At 59.6% G+C, this 15,404-nt stretch carries 10 protein-coding genes, 2 tRNA genes and 1 pseudogene; 8 read left to right on the top strand and 5 right to left on the bottom strand.

What is annotated here, in order from left to right:
• Positions 1 to 8: 8 nt before the first annotated feature.
• The 5 genes from ERD78_RS05365 (at position 9) to ERD78_RS05345 (ending at position 7,131) form a co-directional block, all read left to right on the top strand.
• Entirely contained in the window at positions 9 to 431 is a 423-nt protein-coding gene (locus tag ERD78_RS05365) for a F0F1 ATP synthase subunit epsilon (protein WP_129968188.1), read from the top strand.
• Positions 432 to 627: 196 nt separating this feature from the next.
• Complete coding sequence (locus ERD78_RS05360; protein WP_245152335.1) at positions 628 to 1,410, top strand: hypothetical protein; 783 nt, start codon at positions 628 to 630, stop codon at positions 1,408 to 1,410.
• Between the two features lie 55 nt (positions 1,411 to 1,465).
• Positions 1,466 to 2,551, top strand: a complete 1,086-nt coding sequence (gene hemE / locus ERD78_RS05355; protein WP_129968187.1) for a uroporphyrinogen decarboxylase — start codon at positions 1,466 to 1,468, stop codon at positions 2,549 to 2,551.
• 300 nt (positions 2,552 to 2,851) lie between these two features.
• Positions 2,852 to 4,978 carry a primosomal protein N' gene (locus tag ERD78_RS05350; RefSeq protein ID WP_129968186.1) on the top strand — a complete coding sequence of 709 codons (2,127 nt, stop codon included), beginning with the start codon at positions 2,852 to 2,854 and terminating at the stop codon, positions 4,976 to 4,978.
• A 5-nt stretch (positions 4,979 to 4,983) separates the two neighbouring features.
• Entirely contained in the window at positions 4,984 to 7,131 is a 2,148-nt protein-coding gene (locus ERD78_RS05345) for a UvrD-helicase domain-containing protein (protein WP_245152334.1), read from the top strand.
• Between the two features lie 150 nt (positions 7,132 to 7,281).
• Here the strand turns inward: ERD78_RS05345 and ERD78_RS05340 are convergent, their stop codons facing one another.
• Positions 7,282 to 7,515: a hypothetical protein gene (locus ERD78_RS05340; RefSeq protein WP_129968185.1), complete on the bottom strand. Its 234-nt coding sequence runs from the start codon at positions 7,513 to 7,515 to the stop codon at positions 7,282 to 7,284.
• 289 nt (positions 7,516 to 7,804) lie between these two features.
• Between ERD78_RS05340 and ERD78_RS05335 the strand changes: the two genes are divergently transcribed.
• Positions 7,805 to 9,337: a 3-hydroxyacyl-CoA dehydrogenase gene (locus ERD78_RS05335; RefSeq protein WP_129968184.1), complete on the top strand. Its 1,533-nt coding sequence runs from the start codon at positions 7,805 to 7,807 to the stop codon at positions 9,335 to 9,337.
• A gap of 94 nt (positions 9,338 to 9,431) precedes the next feature.
• Here the strand turns inward: ERD78_RS05335 and ERD78_RS05330 are convergent, their stop codons facing one another.
• On the bottom strand, positions 9,432 to 10,412 hold the full coding sequence (locus tag ERD78_RS05330; RefSeq protein WP_129968183.1) for a c-type cytochrome: 981 nt from the start codon (positions 10,410 to 10,412) through the stop codon (positions 9,432 to 9,434).
• A gap of 240 nt (positions 10,413 to 10,652) precedes the next feature.
• On the opposite strand from ERD78_RS05330, the gene ERD78_RS05325 reads away from it, so the two are divergent.
• Positions 10,653 to 10,727: transfer RNA gene (locus ERD78_RS05325), tRNA-Arg, on the top strand.
• 69 nt (positions 10,728 to 10,796) lie between these two features.
• On the opposite strand, the gene ERD78_RS05320 is transcribed toward ERD78_RS05325, so the two are convergent.
• Together ERD78_RS05320 and ERD78_RS20200 are read right to left on the bottom strand one after the other, a co-directional pair.
• Complete coding sequence (locus ERD78_RS05320; RefSeq protein WP_129968182.1) at positions 10,797 to 11,099, bottom strand: HigA family addiction module antitoxin; 303 nt, start codon at positions 11,097 to 11,099, stop codon at positions 10,797 to 10,799.
• A 13-nt stretch (positions 11,100 to 11,112) separates the two neighbouring features.
• Positions 11,113 to 11,310, bottom strand: a pseudogene (locus ERD78_RS20200) (type II toxin-antitoxin system RelE/ParE family toxin); the annotation flags it as partial.
• On the opposite strand from ERD78_RS20200, the gene ERD78_RS19715 reads away from it, so the two are divergent.
• Positions 11,299 to 11,483: transfer RNA gene (locus ERD78_RS19715), tRNA-Phe, on the top strand. The pseudogene ERD78_RS20200 and the gene ERD78_RS19715 sit on opposite strands and share 12 nt — an antisense overlap.
• Before the next feature lie 82 nt (positions 11,484 to 11,565).
• On the opposite strand, the gene ERD78_RS05310 is transcribed toward ERD78_RS19715, so the two are convergent.
• Positions 11,566 to 15,384, bottom strand: a complete 3,819-nt coding sequence (locus ERD78_RS05310; RefSeq protein WP_167668850.1) for an autotransporter domain-containing protein — start codon at positions 15,382 to 15,384, stop codon at positions 11,566 to 11,568.
• Positions 15,385 to 15,404 lie beyond the last annotated feature (20 nt).

The following is a 15,404-nucleotide window of genomic DNA, read 5'->3' as shown; positions in this document are numbered from 1 at the left end:
GAATACTTATGGCCACACTGCAAGTTGACGTCGTCAGTGCGGAAGAATCGATTTTTGCTGGCGAGGCAAAATTCGTTGTTCTGCCTGGCGAGTCTGGCGAGCTGGGCATTTTGCCCGGCCACACGCCGCTTATCTCGCGTATCAAGCCGGGTACGGTTCGTATCCAGCAGGCTGATGGCGCGGAAGTGGGTATTTTCGTGGCCGGCGGCATTCTGGAAGTGCAGCCCGGCAAGGTAACCGTGCTGTCCGACACCGCCATCCGCGCTGAAGATCTCGATGAAGCCAAGGCACTGGAAGCGCGCAAGAAGGCCGAAGAGGCCTTGCGCACGGCCAAGGATCAAACGGATATAGCCGTGGTCGAGGCAGAGCTTGCCATGCTGGCAGCCCAGGCAGCCGCGGCCCGCAAGCTGCGTCATATGCGCCGCCACTAAGCCCGTTTTCACAGCAGGCTGTTCCCGCTTTTGCAGACCCCGCGCCGTCCTGATGGCGTCGGGGTCTTGTCTTGTCTGGACCTGTATCTGGCATCGCGGGTGTACGTAGTTTCCACATTGTGGCTTATGCGAATTGTGAGTAAATATTCGGACCGATATGCTTTCCGCTTTCCTCACCGCCTGATCTGGAAGCGCCATGAGAGAACGCGTCGAATGCGCAGCAGTCCTTACCGTATGCACCGAGTCATGGGCAAGCCCCGCCCTGTGGCCAAACATCTCCCAGCGGCTGCAGATATACAGCCTGGCCAGCAACATCGATACCACCCACCCCTCGGCGGTCAGCGCGCTGCTGCATTATGCCGTGCAGCTACGACGTTTCGATGTCTGCCTGCTTCCTGTGTCAGAGGGAAATCTCGCTTGGGCGCGCACGGTGCTGTCAACCGCCGGCAGCCATCTCAGCACCCCCGTCATTGCCATGGCAAAAGACCTCAAGGCTGGCGCACTGAACGACCTTCATCGTCTGGGCATTCTTGATTTTGTACGCATGCCGCTATGCAAGGAAGAACTGCGGGTACGCGTGGAGCGCGGGCTCGATCTCAGGCGTGCAGTTGCCCGCGGGCAGCCGATGTTCCAGCAGTACACGCCAGCCTTGGGTGAGCAGCTTCCGCATGCCGTTCACGATGCCGGCGACGTTTTGCTAGGCCACAGCGGCTGCGAGCTCGAGGCTTTCGCTGCGGCATGCGCATCGCGCTATGCCACGTCCTCCGAGTCCTTCCGCCAGGCAAAAAGCCAGGTCGTGACGCGTTTCGAGCGCGCCTACATCGCGGCGGCCCTGCGCCGCAGCGCTGGCAACATTACCATGGCAGCTCGTTGCGCCCAGAAGCATCGGCGGGCATTCTGGGCGCTTATGCGCAAGCATGCCATCGATGCGGCATCCTATCGCAAGGAAGCCGCTGCCAACTCGGGATGGCGCGGGTAAAATCAATAGTCTTACCTCCAGCTTCGGGCTGGTCTTTGCACATCAAGGATAACCTGTGACTGCCGTACCTCTGAAGAACGACACACTGCTGCGAGCCCTGCTGCGTGAGCCAGTACCCTATACGCCTGTCTGGCTCATGCGGCAGGCAGGCCGCTATTTGCCCGAATACAACCAAACCCGCGCCCGGGCAGGCTCCTTTCTGGCGCTGGCGCAAAACCATGAATATGCCTGCGAGGTCACACTGCAACCGCTCCAGCGGTTCGATCTGGATGCCGCGATTCTCTTTTCCGATATTCTTACCATCCCTCACGCCATGGGTTTGGGGCTCGACTTCCATGCAGGTGAAGGCCCACGGTTCGCTCACCCCGTGCGCAGCGAAGAAGACGTTCGCCGTCTGCGCGTGCCAGACATGGACGCACTGCGCTACGTCTTCGACACCGTGGCCCTGGTGCGCCGTGAGCTGGCCGGCAAGGTGCCGCTTATCGGCTTTGCAGGCAGCCCATGGACAGTCGCGTGCTACATGATAGAAGGCCAAGGCAGCAAGGATTACCAACTCATCAAGTCAATGTTGTACGGTCGGCCAGACCTCCTGCATCGCGTGCTGGAAATCAATGCGCAGGCGGCCACTCAGTATCTCAATGCTCAAATCCAAGCTGGCGCCCAGGCCGTCATGCTGTTCGACAGTTGGGGCGGCGTGCTGGCTCACGGCAAGTACCAAGCGTTTTCCCTGGCTTACATCCGCAAGGTAATTCAGGGGCTTATTCGTGAAAATGAAGGGCGCAGGGTGCCGTGTATTGTATTTACCAAGGGGGGCGGCCCGTGGGTGGAAGACATTGCCGGCTGTGGAGGCGACGCGATCGGGCTGGACTGGACAGTTCGGCTTTCCGATGTGCGGCACAGAGTCCAGGACAGCGTCGCCCTGCAGGGCAATCTCGATCCGATGTGCATGTTTGGGGGGGAGGCGGCCATTCGCGACGAGGTACGACGCGTCATTGACGACTTTGGCATGGTCGGAGACGGAGGCCACGTATTCAATTTTGGCCATGGCATCTCTCGCTTTACTGCGCCGGAGGCGGTGGCCACCTTGGTCGATGAAGTCCACGCTTATAGCCGCACGAAGCATGCACATGCTGCCGAATAGCGGGGAAAACCCCACTTTCCAAGCGATGCCTATCTTGGTTGTGCACAGTTTTCGTTGCTATGCACAAAATATCAGGTTGGCTAAGTTACGATCTGGCTTGATATTATAACTTATTGAATAAAAAGAGAATTAATGGCTGTATTGCAGAATTTTGGCTATTTATGAGATAGGGGCCATTGACTTTCCCACTGTTATTGCCCCGCTTTTCCCCAAAGTTATCCACAGGCTTGGCGGAACAATACAAAAAACACGGAATGGCGCGCCTTTTCGCACCTAAGCAAGAATTTACTTTAACTTTTAATGTCCGTTTCATCCTCCTCCGAATCAGTTGTTTCTTATCCGGACAAGAAAGCCGGGGCAACAGTGTGGGTGCGGGTGGCGCTGGACGTGCCATTGCAGGGCCTGTTCGACTACCGATGTTTGCCGCCCGTCAATCAAGGTGACAGGGTCATCGTGCCTTTCGGCCGAAGAAAGCTCATCGGCGTTGTAGTCGATCTGCCCGCCTTTCCAGAGCTTGACGAAACGCTGGTACGCGATGTGGACCAGGTTCTTGGCGACTTGCCGGCGCTGCCCGCAGATTGGCTGCGCTTGGCCGCATTTGCCGCCAGCTATTATCAACGCCCTCTCGGTGAGGCCATGCTGCCTACCTTGCCCGTGCCCTTGAGGCGCGTGGGCGCCTATCAAGGAAAGCGGTCAGCCGGGGGCCCCGTCAGCAGGCTGGACAGGCGCGCAGGGAAGACGCCTGCCTTCTCAAAGGCTTCCGCACAGGAGGTCGCCGCGCAGGCTCCCGTTCTCAATACAGCGCAGCAGACGGCTGTTGATGGCATTGCCCAGCTTGCCGGGCATGGCGTAGTTCTGTTGCACGGGGTGACAGGCAGCGGCAAGACCGAGGTGTACCTGCATGCCGCGCAGGCGACGCTCGCGCGGGGAAAGCAAGTGCTTTTCATGGTGCCTGAAATCAATCTCACGCCGCAGCTCGAGGCTGTGCTGCAGTCCCGGCTGGCTGCCGGGGGCGAGCCATGCGCCTTGGCCGTCATGCATAGTGGGCTTGCCGATGGCGAGCGGCTCGCTGCTTGGGTTGCGGCACACCGGGGACGGGCCCGTGTGCTGTTGGGAACCCGGATGTCCGTGTTTGCACCCATGCCCGAGTTGGGTCTGATCATCGTCGACGAAGAGCACGATACTTCCTACAAGCAACAGGAAGGGCTGCGCTATTCGGCCCGCGATCTTGCCATATGGCGCGCTCGCGACCTGGGCGTACCCGTGGTATTGGGTTCAGCCACGCCGTCCCTGGAGACCTGGCGACATGCGGAAAGCGGGCATTATCAACGCTACACGCTACCGGACAGGGCTCGCGCGGCCCAGATGCCCAGGGTCAGGCTGGTCGATACACGCCGCCTCGATCTGGACCAAGGGTTTTCGCCCCAGCTTACCGAAGCGATCGGCAAGCGGATCCAGGCAGGAGAGCAGGCGCTGGTTTTTCTGAACCGCAGAGGCTATGCACCAGTGGTCAATTGCGCCTCCTGCGGATGGGTCAGCCAATGTCCGCGCTGCACGGCTTACGCGGTGCTGCACAGGGGGCCAGGAAGGCGCAATACCTTGCAATGCCACCATTGTGGCTATCAGGCCAGGGTGCCGACGGCTTGCCCCGATTGCGGCGATCAAGATCTCAAGCCCATGGGGCGCGGCACGCAGCGTGTCGAAGAATACCTTGCCGAATGCTTTCCAGAGGCGCGCATTGCGCGTATCGACGCCGACAGCACACGTTTGAAGGGCAGCGCTCAGGCTTTATTTTCAAAGGTGCATGCTGGCGAGGTCGATATTCTGGTCGGAACGCAAATGGTGGCCAAGGGACACGATTTTGCCAGGCTGGGGTTGGTGGGCGTGCTTAATGCGGACGCCATGTTATTTGCACAGGATTTTCGCGCACCGGAGCGGTTATTTGCTCAGCTGATGCAGGTGGCGGGCAGGGCGGGACGCCACGCGGCTGGCGGTGAAGTCATTATTCAGACCGATTACCCCGATCAGGCGGTTTACCAGGCCTTGCTGCGGCACGACTATGTCGGATTCGCCAAATATGGCCTTGCTGAGCGCAAGGCTGTGGGGTTGCCTCCCTTCGCCTACCAGGCTCTTCTTACTGCGGAAGCGCCCGCATTGGCCGACGCATTGGCCTTTCTGGCGCAGGCGCGGGCACTTCCCGAGCAGGCGTCGTCTTCCTATCCCACCGTATCAGCCATCACACTCTACGATCCCGTGCCGCTGCGCATCGTGCGTGTGGCACATGTCGAGCGTGCGCAGTTGCTGGTGGAAAGCAGCAGCAGGCCCGCCCTGCAGTCATTCCTTTCCATATGGTCCTTGGCGTTGCACACCTTGGCGCGCGGTGCGCGGATTCGCTATCATCTCGAAATAGATCCGCTGGAAATATGACCGTCATGCAGCCAGCACTCGCGCCGACAGGCCATACCGTTGCGGTGGACATGAATGCCATGCAACGAGAGGCGGTTCTGTATCTGGATGGCCCGTGCCTCGTTCTTGCCGGTGCAGGCAGCGGCAAGACTCGGGTCATCACCCAGAAGATCGCCTATCTGCTGCGCGAATGTGGCTATCAGGCACGGCAGGTAGTCGCGCTCACCTTTACCAACAAGGCGGCGCGCGAGATGAGCGAGCGCGTCAAGCAACTGGTCGACGCGCGCATGGCCCGGGGGCTGACTGTCAGTACTTTTCACTCCCTGGGTTTGCGCTTTCTGCGGGAAGAAGCCGCTCTGGCAGGCCTGAAATCGACGTTCTCGATTCTCGATGCCAATGATGGTCTCGCCATCATTCAGGAACTGCTGGCGACGACGGACAAGGGACGGCTGCGTGCAGTACAGCAGAACATCTCGTTATGGAAGAATGCCCTGATGGATGCGGATGCGGCCGAACGCTCTGCGGCGTCGGCAAGTCAGGCGGAAGCGGCGAAAGTGTATCGTAGCTACAGCGCGACCTTGGCGGCCTATCAGGCAGTGGACTTCGATGATCTGATACGGCTGCCAGCCATGTTGCTCGAGACCAATGAAGAGGTTCGCCGCCGCTGGCAGGCAAGGGTTCATTACCTGCTGGTTGATGAGTACCAGGACACGAATGTTTGCCAGTATCGTCTGGTGCAGGCATTGACAGGTGCTCGCGCCATGTTTACCGCGGTAGGCGATGATGATCAGGCAATCTACGCATGGCGCGGCGCCACGGTGGAAAACCTGGCGAACCTCACTACCGATTATCCCGCACTGAAGATCATCAAACTGGAGCAGAATTACCGGTCGGTGCAACGTATTCTTACCGCCGCTAATCAAGTAATTAGCCACAATCCCAACATTTTCGGCAAGAAGCTTTGGTCTGATCTTGGCGCCGGAGAGCCGATACAACTGACGCCCATGGATAATGAGGAGGCAGAGGCCGAGTCGATTGCCATGCGGCTGTCGGCTGCGAGGTTCGAACGCCGGGCGGAGTGGCGCGATTTTGCCGTGCTCTATCGCAGCAATCATCAAGCCAGGATTCTTGAGCAGGCTTTGCGCACTTTGCATATACCGTACATTATTTCGGGAGGCCAAAGCTTCTTCGATAAGCCCGAGATACGCGACATTCTGTCCTATATACGGCTAGTGGCCAACGACCATGATGATCCCGCCTTTATTCGCGCGGCGACTACTCCACGGCGTGGCATAGGTCAGGGTACGCTGCAGGCTTTGGGAGAGTTTGCCGGAGAACAGGGTCTTTCCCTGTTCGAGGCTGTTTTTGAAATCGGAGCGGCTGGCCGTCTGCAATCGCGGCAATTGGAGCCGTTGCAAACATTTGGCGCTTTCATACAGCGGCTGCAGGCGCGGGCAGGGCGGCGAAACGGCGCCATATCGCTCGCTCCTGCCCAGGGCAGCCTTGCTGTCGACCGCCCGCAAGGCGCGGGGCAAGATGTGGGTGTCGATGATGCACGATCCGACAGCGCAGGTGCCATACTCGACGATCTGCTGGCCGCCATCCAATATGAGCGCTACCTCTATGACACGCTGGAAGAGCGTCCCGCACAGAATCGATGGCAGAATGTGCTGGAGCTGACCGGTTGGCTCAAGCGCAAGGCGGAGGAAAGTGATCTGACCCTGCTCGAGCTTGCTCAGCATGTGGCATTGGTCACCATGCTGGAGCGCGGAGAGGAGGACGATCCGGACGCGGTCAAGTTGTCCACGTTGCATGCGTCCAAAGGACTTGAGTATCCCCATGTATTTCTGGCGGGTGTGGAGGAAGGCTTGCTTCCGCATCTGGGCCGCGAGGATGAGGACAGCGATCCAGACAAGGCGTCGGAGATTCTGGCCACACGCATACAGGAAGAGCGGCGCCTCATGTATGTGGGCATTACGCGGGCCCAACGCAGCCTGCATCTGTCCTGGTGCAGGAAACGCCGCCGCGCACGTGAAGATGTTGTGCGCGAGCCTTCGCGATTCATACAGGAAATGGGTTTGAGCCAGCCGGGTATCCGAGAGGATGCCCAGACGGCTGCCATGAGCCCCAAGGAAAGGCTGGGTATGCTTAAGAATTTGCTTCAGAGGGAGTAATACGACTCCATGAGCGGCGAAAACCCGCCACTGGAATGAACTGCACCCCCAAGAATTGGATGCGGGTCCAACCCTTGGGGGTGCAGTTCAGACGCTATTTACCGGGGCAATGTACCCGGAAGGCGGCAGAAACGCTGCCTATTCAATTAATTACCATTGTGTGCCGGTGAATTGGCGATCTTTGGCGCGAGCATCATCCATGGCTACGGCTACGTCGACCACAAAGTCGTACAAGGCGACAACGCCTTTCTTGAGGGTAGCCAGCACGCTCTTGCACAGATCAACAATGGAAGTCGCTTCGCCTGCCGCGATTGCTTGACGCATCAAGTCACGCTCGAGCGCATCGCTGAGACGACTATTGTGGTTCAAAGCTGTAACCGACATGATAAACCTCACTATTGACGTGCCGACAAAACAGAATGTAATGTGCTGACGAAATCAATTATAGGGTAAACCCCTATCCAATAGCAAGGGTTATCCCTAATTTACGAGTGGGTGTCGTTTAATAGGCACATATGCACGTGACACGGTGTGGACGAATATAAGAACAGAGCGCAACCCGCCGGTGCTGCATGAGGCAAAATGAATGCTTTCCCCAAGAATTCCCGGGCTTGTCGCGACTCGATGGCGTACACATGCCCTCTATATTCACATCCATAGGCAGGAGCAAGAAATGAGCAGTAGTATCAAAATAATAGGGGTTGTCGGTGCTGGAGCGATGGGTAGGGGTATAGCCCAGATCGCGGCACAGGCCGGATTCGAGGTATTGCTGTTCGACCAGAATGCGGATGCTGTTGCATCCGCAAGAGATTCCCTGCAGGCCATCTGGGAGAAGCTGGCTGGCAAGGGGAAGATCACAGCCGAACAGGCCAGCCAGTCTCTTGCCCGTGTGAAAGCCTGCGGCGATATCACCGCCATGGCAGGCGCGCAATTGATCATCGAGGCTATAGTCGAGAAGCTGGAGGTCAAGCGGGCGCTTTTCCCGCAGCTTGAGGCCGTGGTCAGCGACGATTGCATCTTGGCGTCGAACACATCTTCCCTGTCGATCACCGCCATTGCCCAGGCCTGCAAGCTGCCTGGGCGCGTCGCCGGCTATCATTTTTTCAATCCCGTGCCGCTGATGAAGGTGGTGGAAGTCGTGGATGGCCTGCGCGGGGATCGCCAAACGGGAGACGCGCTCATGGACCTGGCCCGGGAAATGGGCCATACGCCAGTGCGCACCCGCGATATGCCGGGCTTTATTGTGAATCACGCGGGCCGAGGCATGAATGTCGAGGGCCTCAAAGTCATCCAGGAATCCGTGGCCGGATTTGTCCAGGTGGACGAGATCATGCGCGAACAGGCGGGATTTCGCATGGGTCCTTTCGAACTCATGGATCTGACAGGTCTGGACGTATCACATCCCGTCATGGAATCCATCTATCACCAGTTTTACGATGAGCCCCGCTATAGGCCTTCACCTATTGCCGCTGTGCGTGTGGCCGGCGGACTTCTGGGGCGCAAGACGGGAGAAGGGTTCTATCGCTATGCCGATGGTGTAAAGCAGGTTCCGGACGCGGCTTCTGCACCGGAGGCCAAGGCAGGACTGAAAGTCTGGCTGGCTCCATATCATTCGGTTGGACACCGGCGCGCGTCGGCTCTGCTCAAGGATCTTGGTGTGCATGTAGTGGCTGCCGAAAGGCCTCCCGCAGATGCGTTGATTGTCCTGACGCCCTTTGGGCAGGACGCCGCCAGCATCGTGGCCGAGCATCAGCTTGACGGCGCGCGTGCGGTAGCGCTGGATACCTTTTTTGGATTGGAAAAGGGAAAGCGGCGCGTCCTGATGTGCTGCGCGGCGACATTGCCCGATTGGCGGGACGCGGCACACGCTCTGTTTGCGACTGACGGATCCCCAGTGACGGTCATTGCGGATTCGGCGGGCTTCGTCGGGCAGCGTATCGTGTCATGCATTGTGAACGTCGCCTGCGATATTGCACAGCAGTCCATCGCCACTCCCGGCGATATCGACAAGGCGGTGTCTCTGGGTTTGGGATATCCCGGTGGTGGTCCGCTGTCTATTGGCGATACGCTGGGTGCGGCGCATGTGCTGGAGATTCTGCGTGCCATGCAGCAGGTCACAGGTGACATGCGGTATCGACCCAGCCCCTGGCTGCAGCGGCGTGTGCAGTTGGGCATGTCGCTCAGGGATGAGGCATCGTGCCGCTGACAAGCTTTCTCATGCCACTATAAAAAAAGCCACCCGAGGATTCGGGTGGCTTTTTAATGGCGCCGTCAGGCAGCCGGAAGAGAATACGTGTCGCTTATTTTGCGGCACTGACCATATATTCGACCGCGGCGCGCATCTCCTCGTCGGAGGCTTGAGAGCCGCCACGGGGCGGCATTGCGCCTACGCCCTTTATGGCGTTAGCGACCATGGCGTCGATGCCGGTGGCGATGAACTTGGCCCAGTCTTCCTTGTTGCCGAACTTGGGCGCACCTGCAACGCCAGCGGCGTGGCAGGCGAAGCATACGGATTTGTACAGTTTTTCACCCGCAGGGTTGACGGCTGCTGTTTCTGTTGCTCCGTCGGCTGAGGCGCCGCTCTTGTCGGCTGCCGGCTCGGCTGCTTTCTCGGCTTCAGCAGGTTTGGCTGCGGCGGTTTGCTCAGCGGGTTTTGCTTCTGCTGGTTTTGCCTCGGCGGCGGGTGTTGCGGCTGCGGCAGCTGCCGGCGCTGCAGCTTGCTTTTCTGTATCTGCGTCAGCCTTGTCACCAGCGGGAGCGGGTTCTTTGGGTTCGTCAAACCCTGCGCCGGCCTTGTTCGCCATATAGACTACAGCGCGTTCGACTTCGAAATCGCTGAGGGATGGATTGCCGCCCTTGGGAGGCATGGCACCTATGCCATGCAGGGCATTCTTGACCATATCTTCGTAGCCTTTGTCGATGAAAGGCTTCCAAGCGGCCTTGTCACCGATTTTGGGGGCGCCCGCCACGCCTGCCGTGTGACAGGCCGTACAGGTGGATTCGAATACCTGCTGGCCGGTCTTGTAGACCTTGGGTGCGTTGGCATCCACCAGCTTAAAATCTGCAACAGGCTTGATCCGGGCGGCGATGGACTCTGGCTTTTGGGCATCGGAGCCAGCACCGCTTTGCATGCTTGCCGCAACCAGGTGCGTGAGCATGATGATGACCACAATGGGCACAATGAAGGCCAGGATGACGGTGACGATAAGCTGCTTAGGTGTTTTGATAAACCCTTCGTGACCCTCGATGGTCTCTTCGATGTGCGCTTCCGTGTTGTTCATGATCGAATCCTGCTTATTCCTGTTTTTTGATGCCTGTTGGCTTTGATCGCGCGTGGTCTCCTGCCGGTTTCCCGTTGGCTTGCGCCATACGCACGTGTATCCGGAACTTCCCGAATAAGGGATTATAGCGGCACAGTTGCTGGCTTGCATGGAGGCCGCGCTTGTGGTGATGTCTCTCCGCCTGCGTTGGGCAGGACCGCCGTGCAGGAGTTTGCGAAGTCAGGCTACAATATGCACCCTGCGCCCGTAGTTCAATGGATAGAATAAGAGTCTCCGAAGCTCTCGATACAGGTTCGATTCCTGTCGGGCGCGCCAGTGATGTTGATAAGCAGCCCTCATGCTGTTTTTTTTGTGGGTATCGGGCCGCGCGTCGGCGCCAAGTCTTTAAGCGTGCTCAAGCGGCCGCACATCTTTGGCGATACGTTCGATAACTTGGATATCTACCGATTTCAGGTCGTAGGCTTGCTGCAGGTTTAGCCAGGAACTTGCATCGCCCCCAAAAAACGCAGCAAGCCGCAGTGCCGTATCCGGTGTGATGCCACGACGTTCGCGCATGATCTCGTTCATGCGTGTGGCCGGCACATGTAGATGAGCAGATAAGGCGTTGACACTCATGCCGAGGGGGGCGAGGTATTCCTCGCGCAAAATTTCGCCCGGATGAATCGCGCGCATGCCATTTTTAATCATGATGGTCTCCGTTTCAGTGGTAGTCAACGATCTCGACGTGCTCTGGTCCTTCTGCTGTCCAGATGAAGCAAACACGCCATTGATCGTTGATGCGAATGCTGTGTTGCCCAGTCCTGTTTCCCTTTAGCGCTTCCAGGCGGTTGCCAGGAGGGGAACGCAGAAAGTCAAGGGTGTTGGCGCTATCGAGTATTTGCAATTTGCGCTCGGCTACGGCTTGAAAGTTGGTAAAGCGAGCAACGCGTCTGCCCTCGTAAAGCGCTTGAGTATCGCCGCATCGGAAGCTTTTTATCATGTGCCGATTGTATGGAATTTAGCGTTTAACGTCAAACGACAAACACTAAAGTTGATTGAATCATACAGGTTCGATTCCTGTCGGGCGCGCCATGTAAGTCAGGATGTTGCACTGGTTCTTTAACGTAGCATCTCATGGCCTCATTCAGTGCATATCGCATCTCCAGCAAGCAGATCAGAACGCCATTGAGAAATTGACCTTCAAGCCATGGTCGCTGACGCCGCCGCCGATCTGGCCGCTGTAGGCGATGACGAGGCTGGCGTTGGGGCTCAGGGCGAGGTCTAGCCCAGCCTCGATGACAGCCGCGTCCTTGGCGATCGGCACGCCGGCTATTGCAAAAGCGTCGCCGCCCGCGAAGGCGAGATCGGCGGTGGGTGTTTTGTCGCCGAAGGTATGGCGCCAGCCAAGCGTGCCGTGCAGCCGTGCCGTCGTGTCGTCGAGCGACAGTGCGGTTTCAGCCCGCAGGCCGAGCGTGGTGAAGGTGGCGTCGTTGCGCGAAGAGGGAGCCTTCAACGCCGCCGGCCCGCCGCTCTCGGTGAAGCCGTCGGTGCGCAGGTTCACATAGGCCAGATTGGCGAAAGGTTCGAAGCGCGCAAGGGCTGTGTCGATGCGGTAGCCGGCCTCGCCGAAGAACTGTGCGGTGGCCGCATCGTAGTCGGCGTCAAGCGTGTCGGTGAAGCCGGAGAATGCCGCCGTGCGGGTGGTGTCGACATCGTGCCATGAATAGGCTGTGCCGAAACGCAGGCCGAGCTTACCGATCTCCGTACCGGCATAGGCGCCGAGATGGTAACTGTCGGCGGAACCCGAGGAGGTGCGGTCGTCTATGTCGAAGCTGCTTCTGGAGTAGCCGGCCAGCAGGCCAAGCCGCCAGTTGTTGGCCGCTTCCATGTCGCCGCCAAGCACAAAGCCGCCTGTATTGCGTCTGAGCGAAGCGGCGTTGCCGTCGCCGTCCCACTTGCCCCACGAGCCGAAGGCATGGCCCCAGGCCGCGAAGCGGTCGGTGTCGGCCAGCGCGGGGGCGGGGTCGTCATCGCCATAGATGAGCACCGGCATGGATTTTGCGCCTACTCCTGCGAATGCGGCGCGCAAACGGGCGCCCGCCGCCTCTCGCACAAAGCGGCTGTCCTCGATCAGCACGCTTTTCGTCGAGGCATGAACCTCGCCGGACAGTGCGTCGAAGGCGGCGGGCGCATCTGAGGACGAGGGCAATAGCGCGATGGCGTCCCAGACCGCATTCCCGACGTCCAGACTGTCGGCGCCTTCGGCCGCGGCTTCTTGGTTCGGCGTCAGCGCCGCGCTGGCAAAGCTGGAAGTCTGGGTAAAGGCGACGGCGACGTCGTTGGTGTCATAGGTCAGTTGCGGCGTCAGGAAAGGGGAGGAAAAGCTTACTGCAGCCGCGTCGAAAGTCCCGGTAACACCGCCCGCCGACGTCAGAATTGTATAGGGCGTGGCGAGCGCGAAATCCGAGGATGATATCACCTGGACCGTGCCGCCGTTAAGCGTCGCCGTGCCGCTCACATCAATCAAGTCGGCATTACCGGCAGCGTCCACCTCGACCTCGTAGGTCGAACCCGCCGCCTGAGTGTAATTGCCGGCGACATGTAGCGTGCCGATGGAGTTGCCGGGCGCCACCGTGCCGCCCATCGTCGTGGTTCCGACTGTGCCCGCGCCCTCCAGCCGTCCACCCGCAAGCACGCCGAGCGTGCCGCCCAGCGTACCGTGGGTGATCAGCACGGCGCCGCTGTTCACGGATACCGTACCGGAAAAAGCGGCGCCATTGTTCAGCTCCGTCGTTCCGGCAAGCAGATTGATCCGTCCATTCCCGAGTATTTGCGGAGCGAACCGATAGGCGCTCGCCGTGTGATTGAAGATGAGGCTGCCGTCGCCATCGCCGAACCGCACCAGCGGTGTATTCAGCTTACCAGGCGCCGTAGGTGCGTCGCCCGTCGGCGAGCCGATGTTCACCGTGCCCTGCGAGCCGGCAAGCTCGGCGATATGCACTTCATTGGTCTCAACAGCGGCGCTGTCCGTTACTGTGAGCCAGCCTTTGCCTTCGCTACCGATCACCATCTCGTTCTCCGGCCTCCAGAGCGAGCCGGCGCCTGTGACCGTCACCACGCCGACGCTACCGACCTCGGAGCCGATGTAAGCCGCTGCCGGATTGGTAACCAGGCCGCCGTTTTCGATCGTCAGCAGGCCAGCGCCCCAGACGCCGACCTCAAAGTCATCATGGATATTCCAGACCGAGCCGCCGCCGGTCACTGTCGCGGTTCCGGAGGAACCGCCCCAGGTGCCCAGCGTCGTAAAGTCGCTTTGGACTTCGCCGCCGTCGGCGATGGTAAGCACACCTTTGTCCCAGAAGCCGACATGGAATTGCGTTGCGGGGCCGATCCACTTTGAACCGGTGCCGGTGACGAGTGCGGTGCCTTGCGTGCCCGGAGCATCGGCAAGGCGCACCTGGCTGTTGCTGATCACCGTGCCTTGATTGGCGATGGTGAGCGTGCCCTGACCGCCCGTCAAGTCGCCGAGCTTGAGAAAACTGTTGGTGGTCCAGGTCGAGCCGCTGCCCGTCACAGTGGCTGTACCGACGCCACCGGAAACGCGACCGATGGAGGCATTGCCATTTGTGATGACGGCGCCGCCATCTTCGATGCGCATCGTGCCGATGCCTTGCTCGCCTATATAGAGCCAGCCGTTGTTCGTCCAGGAGGAGCCGCTGCCTGTTACGGTCACCGTTCCCTCGGATCCACTCGTCTGGCCGACATAGCCGTTGCCGTTTTCGACCGTGCTGGCGTCGGTAATCAGAAGCCCGGCAGGAGGTCCGGCCTGATCGCCGACGATCATATCTCCTGCGGCATGCATAATGGAGGCGGCCGTGCCATAAACGACCAGCCTGCCTTCGCTCACTCGCGTGCTGCCATGTGTATTGGGCGTAAAGAGCACGAGCGCGCCTTCGCCCAGCTTGACCAGCGTTCCCGGACCGCTGAGCGGCGATTGGAAGCCGACGTCCCGGCCATTTGTGTCGATATAGGCTCCGCCGGCGGCGACGGTGATATCGCCTAAAGCGAAGCCGGCGCCGATCGCCCCTGGCTGGCTGCTCAGCGTGCGCAATGTGCCGCCGTCGAAAACGATGTGGGCTGCACCATCGCCGGCGCTGATGGTATGGGTTGCCAGAACGCCGCGCGCTCCTCCCACGCCGTTCAGATTCATTGTGCCGGTGCTGCCTGTCTGCTCTGCGATGAGGGTGGCGGAATTCTTGACCACGGCACCCTGATCGACAGTCAGCATGCCCTTGCCTTCACTGCCGATGACTAGGTCGTCGGCTATGGTCCAACGGGCGTTGTGACCGGTGACGTTGGCCGTGCCGTCACCGTTGGCGAAATATCCGATAGTGGCGTTCCTGCCGGTCGTGACTACACCACCATTTTCGATGTTGAGCATCCCGGCCCCAGAGACGGCAACACTGGTGCCTCCCCAACCATTGTTCAACCGGGCGCCGCTGCCGGAAACCGTTATCGTTCCACTGGATCCAAGCGCGAGTCCAATGTAGCCCGTGTTGTAGTCCACCCTGCCGCCATGCTCGATGGTCACCGTGCCGATGCCAGCCTGGCCAACGCTGAGTGTGTTGCCAGACCATGCCGAGCCTATACCGGTAACGAGTGCCGTGCCCTGGGCGGTCGAGTTGTGGCCGAGGGTAGCATTGACGTTGGTGAGTGTTCCTCCGTCTTCGATAGTCAGCGCGCCCGTACCGAGAACGACGCCGATATCGATGTAATTGGCTTGTGCGCCCGGCGCGTTCACCACCGTCGGATTCGGCGTGGCAGTGTCGAGTTGGACTTCGTCGGTTGCCGTCGGCACGGAGCCGTCTGTCCAGTTGCCGGCCTCGAACCAGTCATCAGATGCAGCACCAGTCCATTCATCGGCCCGTGCTGTACCGCCCGCCAGGGCGAACGCCAGGGCGACCCCGGCAAGTGCCGTTGTCGAGCGAAGCACCGCGCCTGAATCAAGAGGAC

Origin of the sequence: Allopusillimonas soli (genome assembly GCF_004153445.1) — a bacterium.
GTDB classification, from domain to species: domain Bacteria; phylum Pseudomonadota; class Gammaproteobacteria; order Burkholderiales; family Burkholderiaceae_B; genus Allopusillimonas; species Allopusillimonas soli.
This window is presented reverse-complemented; position numbering and strand designations above follow the sequence as displayed.